Here is a 7,659-nt window from a genome sequence, read left to right on the forward strand (position 1 = left end):
CGGGCGCCTCGCGCAAGACCGCCAGCCGCTGAACCCCTCCGCCTCCCGGACACCGCCCAAGCTTCCACCGCCGGACACCCGGGAGCGGAAGGTGCCTGCCCGGACACCGGCGGGACGCACCGCGAGCTCGGGCCTGCTACAGATTCGGAATAGGTGACCCGGTCGTGGGTTGCCACACGACCGAGCGGACGTGACAGCGTGAATCTCGACTCCCCCCAGACGACGACCCCAGGACCGGAGCTCCCGCCCCCGTCTCCTCCCCAGCCGCCCGCCCCACCGCGGGCGCCCCGGGAGGAGCCCCGCTCGCGAGGCGTGGAGCGATTGCTCGCCGCGGTGCGCGCCCGCCAGCGCCGCCTGCTGTGGCTTCAGGGCGCGCTGCTGGGCCTCGCCGCCCTCCTCGTACTGGGGGTGGCCGGCGGCTTCCTCGCGCTCGCCGCCCCGGGGCTCGGCCGCTGGGTGATGTTCCTGTCACCCGTGGTGGGCGCGCTCGTGGCGTGTGCCTTCGGCGTGGGGCTCGCCCTGCGCACCGTGGGCGACGACGTGCGCACCGCGCGCCTCATCGGCGAGCGCCGGCCCGAGCTGTCCCTGGACGTGCTCGCCGCGGTGGAGCTGGCGCGCACGCACGGCGGCCCCGACGCCCCGCACTCCTCGGACCTCGCGGACGCCTTCCTGCGGCAGATGGACCTGCGCGCCGGGCAGGTGGACGCGAGCGCGGTGGTGGATGGCACGCGCCTCAAGCACGCGGGCCTCGTGCTCGGCGGCGTGGTGCTGGTGCTGGCGGTGGTGCTGGGCCTCGCGGGCGCGCAGTGGCGCGCGGGGCTGGACAAGGCCCTCGAGTCCGCGCGCCGCATCGGCCAGCCCGAGCCGCGCGAGCCGATTACCGGCGACATCGAGCTGACGTACCGCTACCCCGCCTATACGGGCCTGGCCCAGCGCACCGTGCCGGGCACCAATGGCGAGGTGAGCGCTCCGGCCGGCACCGAGGTGCAGCTCAAGACGCGCTCGGACCGCGAGGTGGAGCGCGCCGAGCTCGTCGTCAACGGCGAGACGCTCCCGCTCACCGTCACCGGCCAGCGCGAGCTGACGGGCTCCTTCGTGGCGAAGAAGACGGGCACCTACCACTTCGTCTTCTACGGCGCGGGCCGCAAGGCCCTCGCCACCGGGCCGGACATCACGCTCAACGTGGAGGCGGACGCCCCGCCCCAGGTGAGCCTGCTCACCCCCGCGGCGGAGATCGAGATCGACCCGGGCCAGCAGGTGACGCTCAAGTACGAGGCCAGCGACGACTACGGCCTCGGGGGCCTGGCGCTCGTCTTCCGCACGCCGGGCGCGAAGGAGGAGACGCGCATCACCCTGCCCCGCGAGGACAGCCGGCGCAGCCGCGGCACCCATACCTGGGACCTGGGCACCCTGAAGGTGCAGCCGGGAGACCGCATCACCTATTACATCGAGGCCAAGGACAACGACGCGGTGGAGGGCCCCAAGCGAGGCGTGAGCCGCACCCAGGTGCTGCGCGTCTACAGCGCCGCCGAGCACCTGCGCGCCGCCCTGGAGAAGGCCGAGGTCCTCTGGGGCCGCATGGTGGACCACCTCGGGGACCGGCTCGAGGGCCCGGATCGGGACCGGGTGAAGGCGCCGGAGAAGGTGGCCTCGGCGCAGACGGTGGACACCAATGGCCTGGCGCTGGTGGGCGACATGCGCGCGCTCGCCCAGGAGCTGCGGCGCGAGCGGGACACCCCCGCCGAGCTCGTCACCGCGCTGGCCAACATCGCCGCCACGCTGGGCGAGCGGGTGCGCGCCACCTCGGACTTCCGGCGCGTCTACCTGCGCACCCAGCAGCGCCGGCAGGGCGGCGATGACTTCGGCACCGGGGCCCGCCTGGGCGCGCTGGTGGAGGAGGAGATTGGCGAGCTGGAGAAGGACATCCTCTACCTGGAGTCCCTGCTGGACCGGCAGAAGCTGGAGGCGCTGCAGGAAATGGCCAAGCAGCTCGCCAACGAGCGCCGGGAGCTGGCGCGCCTCATCGAGGAGTACAAGCAGAACCCCGACGAGCAGACGCGCGAGCAGGTGATGCAGCAGATTCAGGAGATGCGCTCGCGCATCGACGAGCTGATGAAGCGCATGTCCGAGATGCGCCAGGGCATCCGCGACGAGCACCTCAACGCCGAGGCCCTTCAGGAGATGATGAAGGACCAGGACATGCAGAGCGCGCTCGACGACGTCGAGAAGCTCATGCGCGAGGGGAAGACGGACGAGGCGCTCGCCAAGCTGCAGGAGCTGTCCATGCAGATGGACGAGATGCTCAACGGCCTCAACGAGGCGCAGGACGAGTTCGGCAACGAGCAGTTCCCCGAGCTGGCGCAGAAGTTCGGCCAGTTCATGGACGACCTGCAGAAGACGGCGCAGGAGCAGCAGCGCGTGGCCGACGCCACCAAGGCGCTGCGCGACCAGTCCCGGCAGCAGAACCAGGAGCGGCTGTCCGAGCGCGGCAAGGGGATGAAGGACGAGCTGCAGCGGCAGATCGACCAGGTGCAGAAGGACTACAAGGAGCTGCGGCCGGACGAGCTCAACAGCCGGGCCTCGCGCCCGCTGGAGGAGGCGCAGGCCGAGCTGGACAACGCGAAGAACGCGCTGAAGGTGGACGACTACGACCTGGCGGCCGAGTCGATGCAGCGCGCCTCCGAGGCCGCGCAGCAGCTCGCCATGTACGGCGAGCAGCAGCGCTCGCTGGACGAGATGTACGGCAACCCCGAGGACGTGCGGAAGCAGTCCGCGCAGCTCGCCGAGCAGCTCGAGAAGGACGCCAGGTCGGTGGAGGACATGAACCGCAAGCTGCAGTCGCTCTTCCCGCCGCCGGGCTCGCAGATGAGCCAGCAGGAGAAGCAGCAGTTGCAGCAGCTCGCCCAGGAGCAGCAGGGGCTGGAGCAGAAGGCCAAGGGCCTGCGCCAGCAGATGCAGGAGATGGAGCAGATGGCGCCCCTCTTCGGCCAGGAGGCCGGGGAGCAGATGGAGCAGATCGGCCAGCGCATGGGCGAGGCGGCACAGCGCATGGAGGGCAAGGACGCCAACCGGGGCTACGGCGAGCAGCAGGCGGCGCTGGAGGGCCTGCGCCAGTTCCAGCAGCAGATGAAGGAGAGCCAGCGCGGCCGGGGCAAGGGGCGCGGACTGCCACTGCCCATGGGCATGGGCGGCCGGCAGGAGGGCAACGGGAGGGATCCCCGCGACAAGGTGGAGCTTCCGGACGAGGAGGCCTACCAGGCGCCCAAGGAGTTCCGCAAGGACCTGCTGGACGCGATGAAGGAAGGCACGCCCGAGAAGTACCGGGACCAGGTGAAGCGCTACTACGAGGAGCTGGTGAAGTGATGCACGGCACTCACGTGAGGGCAGCGGGCTCCCGGGGCCTCCTCGCCGCGCTGCTCGGCCTGGGCCTGCTGCTCGCCACGGGCGCGCGGGCCGAGGAGTCGCTGAAGAACGAGGCCAAGGAGCGCCTGGGGAGGGTGGAGGAGGCGCTGGAGGACTGGGACGTGCCGGCCGCGCGGCGGGAGCTGACGGCGCTGGAGGCCCTCGTCCCCGACGACATCGAGCCGCTCAAGTACTTCCAGGGCCGCGTGGCCTTCGAGGAGGGCCGCTACACCGAGGCGGTGGAGCTGCTCCAGGGCGCCAACATCGAGGACAAGCCGGGCAGCTACCTGCGGCTGGCCAAGGAGACGCGCGACATCGTGAAGGACCACGCTCGCGCCGAGAGCGAGCACTTCATCTTCTTCTACCCCAAGGGGAAGGACGAGGTGCTGGTGCCCTACGCGCTGGAGACGCTGGAGTCCATCCACCGCGCGCTCTACGAGGACCTGGGGCACAAGCCGCCGGGCGGGAAGGTTCGCGTGGAGGTGGTGAACAACGCGCGCGAGCTGTCCAAGGTGAGCACCCTCACCTACCAGCAGATCCAGACCACGGGCACCATCGCCATCTGCAAGTTCAACAAGCTGATGGTGACGAGCCCCAAGGCCGTGGCCCGGGGCTACGACTGGCAGGACACGCTGGCGCACGAGTACGTGCACCTGGTGGTGAGCCAGATGAGCCAGAACACGGTGCCCATCTGGCTGCACGAGGGCCTGGCCAAGTTCCTGGAGTCGCGCTGGCGCGGCAAGCCCGGGCTGGCGATGACGCCCTCGACGCTCGCGCTGCTGGGCCGGCGGGTGAAGGAGGACAAGCTCATCCCCTTCGAGAAGATGCACCCGTCCATCGCCATGCTGCCCACGGCCGAGGACGCCGCCACCGCGTTCGCCGAGGTCTACTACGCCATCGACTACGTGTACTCGACCCTGGGCAACAAGGCCCTGCGGGAGATCATCCTCGGCCTGCGCGACGGCAAGCAGGACCGCAAGTCGGTGGAGGCGGCCACGGGCATGCCCTTCGCGAACTTCGAGAAGGCCTGGCTCGCGCACATCAAGAAGCAGCAGTTCCCCAAGGAGCTGCTGCCGCGCGAGGAGGTGGTGCTCAAGGAGAACGCCAAGGACAAGGGCGAGAAGAAGAAGGGGCGGGAGATCTCCTTCGGCGACTTCGCGGAGGTGACGGAGGTGCCGGCGCGCAAGTTCGCGCACCTGGGCGAGCTGATGCGCGAGCGCAACCGCATCAAGGCCGCCGCCGAGGAGTACGCCAAGGCGCACAAGCTGGTGGGCGACAAGTACGAGGCGGTGTCCAACAAGTACGCGCTGGCGCTGCTGGAGCTGCGGCGGCTGGACGAGGCCGAGCAGGTGCTGCGCGGCTCGCTGCGCGTCCACCCGGGCTCGCCGAGCACCAACGTGCACCTGGGCCGCATCCTCCTGTTCCGCAAGGACTACGGGAAGGCGAAGCAGGCCTACCTGGAGGCGCTCGCGGCGGACCCGTTCGACCCGGAAATCCACCTGGCGCTCATGCGCATCCACGGGGCCCTGGGCGAGACGGCGCTCGTCACGCGCACGCGGGCGGCGAGCGTGGTGCTCACCGGCCTCGAGGCCGAGGACGTGGACCGCGTCTCCCAGGAGTTCCTGCGCGACGCGGACTCGGGGCTGGCCGAGACCGAGGACTTCGAGAAGGACGGCTCTGGCAAGGACGCCGCGAAGGCGCCGGCCGGGGCTCCCGCGAAGGACGGTGGCAAGTAGTCCCTCGGAGTCACACCGCCCTCGAACCCGCGTGGGAGCGGAGGCTGGCCGTGGCGGGCGCCGTCCTCGCCGTGGCGGTGGTGGCGCTCAAGCGCGGCCGGCAGCACCCGGACGAGGTCTTCCAGTTCCTGGAGCCGGCCCATGGGCTCGCCTTCGGGTACTGGCTCGTCGCCTGGGAGTGGGTGGAGGGCCTGCGCAACTGGGCCGTCCCCGGGGTGCTCGGAGGCCTCCTCGCGCTGTGCGGGCGGTTGGGGCTCTCGCACCCGTGGGCCCTGGCCTCGGTGGTGTGGGCCACGTGTGCCGCGGTGCAGGCGTGGGGCGCCCTGGCGCTGTTCCGGCTCGTCGAGGAGCGGGACGGTCGCGAGGCCGCGCTCCTGGCCACGGCCGTCCACGTCACCTGGGGCGGGTGGCTCCTCTATGCCGCGAGGCCGCTCGCGGACTCGTTGAGCGTGGCCCCGCTGCTGGGCTCGCTCCTGTGGGCGTGGCGAGCCCGCGCGCGAGACGGCCTGCGCGAGGGCTTCTGGAGTGGCCTCCTGCTGGGCGTGGCCTTCGTGGTGCGCTACCCCTCGGCGGTGTTCGGCGTGCCCATCGCCGTGAGCCTGCTCGCCGCGCGGCGCTGGCGCTCGCTGGCGGGCGGCGCGCTGGGGGTGGGCGTGGTGCTGCTGGGGCTCGGCCTGCTCGACTGGCTCACCTGGGGCGCGCCCTGGCACTCCGTCTGGAAGTACGTCGAGTTCAACCTCCTCGCCGGTGGCTCGGAGAAGTTCGGCCGCAAGCCCTGGTGGTGGTACTTCCCCACCCTGGCGGGCATGGTGCCCCTGCTGCTCGTCTGGCACTTCGGGCGTGGGCTGGCCCGGAGAGATGTGCTCGTGGGCGCCTTCGCCGTCTACCTCGGGGTGGTGATGGCGCTGGCGCACAAGGAGGTGCGCTTCCTCGCGCCGCTGCTGCCGCTCTTCGTCGCCCTCGCGGCCGGGCCGGCGTGGCGTGCCCTCTCGCAGCGGGTGCGCTCCCGCCGGGCCATGGGCGGACTCGTGGGCGTGTACGCGCTCTCCTCGTTGGCGGCGGCCACCGTGCAGATGCCGGGAGGACTGTGCACGGAGCAGATCGACGCCCTCGTCTTCGCCGGGCAGGACCCCTCCCTCACGGGCATCCTCATCGCCGGCCAGAAGGAGTGGAATGTCAGCGGCCGGTTCCACCTGCGCCGCGACGTGCCGATCCTCGTGCGCCCCGAGCACCAGGTGCGGGAGTTGTACGGCCCGCTCCAGGAGCCACAGTTCTCCCACGTGCTCGTCCACAAGGCGGCACTCGGAGAGCCCGAGCTGGAGACAGCGGGGTTCTGCGTCCAGCGGCGGTGGGGCCCGACGGCGCTCTGGAAGCGCTGCCCGCCTCCCCTCTCTCGCGAGTAGCTCGCCTGCTCTCCAGGGAGACGGCGAACCCCTCGGGCCCGTGCTCCTCGTCGCTCCTCGCGCCAGCCCCATTCTTGAACCGGCCCCCACGACGCGGGCCGTTGGCTGGGGGCAGGCACATGCGCAGAAAGCTGAACGAGTCGGTCGTGGTCATCACCGGGGCCTCGAGTGGCATCGGCCGCGCCTCGGCGCTCCGCTTCGCACGCGAGGGGGCGACGGTGGTGCTCGCGGCGCGCAATGCCGAGGCCCTGAGCGAAGTGGCCTCCGAGTGCGAGCAGCTCGGGGCACAAGCGCTGGTCGTTCCCACCGACGTCACGGATGAGGAGGCGGTAAAGTCCCTGGCCCGCCGGGCGCTGGAGAACTTCGGCCACATCGACGTGTGGCTGAACAACGCGGCGGTGTCGCTCTTCGCGCGCTTCGAGGAGGCGCCTCCGGACGCATGGCGCCGCGTCATCGAGACCAACGTCTTCGGCTACGTGTACGGCGCCCGCGCGGCCATCCGCGCCTTCCGCGAGCAGGGCAGCGGGGTGCTCATCAACATCTCGTCCATCAACGGAGTGGTGGGCGGGCCCTATGCGAGCGCCTACGTCGCCTCGAAGTTCGCCATCCGCGGCCTCGGCGAGTCGCTGCGGCAGGAGCTGCTGGACGCGAAGGACATCCACGTCGTCACGGTGATGCCGGCGTCCATCGACACGCCCATCTTCCAGCACGCGGCCAACTATACCGGGCGCGCCCTCCAGCCCATGAGCCCCATCTACACCGCGGAGCGGGCGGCCCGGGTCATCGTCGACGTCGCGCGCTGGCCCCGCCGCGAGGTGTTCGTCGGCACCTCGGCGCACAACGAGGGGTTGCTGCACAGGCTGTTGCCCGGCCTCGCCGAGCGCCTCATGGCGAAGATGGTGGAGCGCGACCACTTCCAGGACACGCCCGCCAGGCCGGGCTCCGGCAACCTCTTCGAGCCGATGGCACCCGCCAGCATCAGCGGCGGCTGGCGGTCGAGCCCGGCGAAGCGTGCCGGCTTCGGGCTGCTGGGAGGCCTCCTGCTCGTGCCCGCCCTGCTCGGTGGCTGGCGGTGGCTGGGGGCAAGGCCCCAGCGGCTGAAGCAGGCCCGGCACGTG

At 71.4% G+C, this 7,659-nt stretch carries 4 protein-coding genes; all 4 read left to right on the top strand.

Annotated features, from left to right (window positions below):
- Positions 1-198: 198 nt before the first annotated feature.
- On the top strand, positions 199-3,363 hold the full coding sequence (locus tag VF697_RS16905; RefSeq protein WP_331096214.1) for a DUF4175 family protein: 3,165 nt from the start codon (positions 199-201) through the stop codon (positions 3,361-3,363).
- A complete protein-coding gene (locus VF697_RS16910) occupies positions 3,363-5,138 on the top strand; it encodes a peptidase MA family metallohydrolase (protein ID WP_331096216.1) in 1,776 nt (591 codons plus the stop codon). Before VF697_RS16905 ends, VF697_RS16910 begins: the two co-directional genes overlap by 1 nt.
- 50 nt (positions 5,139-5,188) lie before the next feature.
- Positions 5,189-6,541 (top strand): glycosyltransferase family 39 protein, encoded by a 1,353-nt coding sequence (locus tag VF697_RS16915; protein ID WP_331096218.1) that lies wholly within the window; start codon positions 5,189-5,191, stop codon positions 6,539-6,541.
- 119 nt (positions 6,542-6,660) lie between these two features.
- The coding region (locus tag VF697_RS16920) for an SDR family oxidoreductase (protein WP_331096220.1) at positions 6,661-7,659 on the top strand (999 nt) is incomplete at its 3' end.

Origin of the sequence: Archangium sp., assembly GCF_036388035.1 — a bacterium.
GTDB lineage: Bacteria > Myxococcota > Myxococcia > Myxococcales > Myxococcaceae > Archangium.